General features: G+C 56.8%; 1 protein-coding gene. It reads right to left on the bottom strand.

What is annotated here, in order from left to right; translation table 11 throughout:
- A partial coding sequence (locus tag Xenpb_RS19465) for an IS3 family transposase (protein WP_187655752.1) occupies window positions 1-659 on the bottom strand: 659 nt, incomplete at both ends.

Raw genomic sequence — 659 nt, 5'->3', positions numbered from 1 at the left:
TGCATTGTTCAGTGCCCGGCAGACCAGCTCAGCATCAGGCGAAGAACCAATGGCCGTCCCCACCACCCGGCGGGAAAATAAATCCGTGACCACAGCCAGATAGCACCATCCCTCTTTTATGCGAACGTACGTGATGTCTCCGCACCAGTAGGTATTCGGGCATTCCGGGGCAAAATGTTGTCGCAAAAGATTCGGGGAAGCGACAAACTCTTCTCCGGCCGGACGATAACGGTGAGCCCCCGGTTGACGGCTTTGCAGACCGCATTCCTGCATTAACCGTCTGGCTTTCCAGCGACCAATTGGCCAGCCTTCATTGGTCAGCAGGCGGCTCAATGTGCGACTGCCTATCGCACCCCGACTTTGGTTATACCGTTCACGAACCCGGACGCGCAACTGCAGACGTTCCGTGTCGACAGGGCGTTGTCGCCAGTCATAATAGGCACTGCGTGACACCTGAAGCATCTGACATAATGCGGTAACCGGCCATTGGGTGCTCAGCCGTGTGATCAACGCATAGCGCCACTGCGCATCTCGCTCATCAGCACGGCCGCCTGCTTTAGGATCGCTTTTTCCATTTCCAGGCGTCTCACCTGTTTTTCTAATGCCTGTATCTGGCGTTGTTCGGGCGTCAGTGCCTTGCCCACCGGCGTCATTCCCTG

It is taken from the genome of Xenorhabdus sp. PB62.4, assembly GCF_014467285.1.
Taxonomy (GTDB): domain Bacteria; phylum Pseudomonadota; class Gammaproteobacteria; order Enterobacterales; family Enterobacteriaceae; genus Xenorhabdus.
The sequence above is the reverse complement of the archived record's forward strand: the minus strand, read 5'-3'. Positions and strand labels throughout refer to the sequence as shown.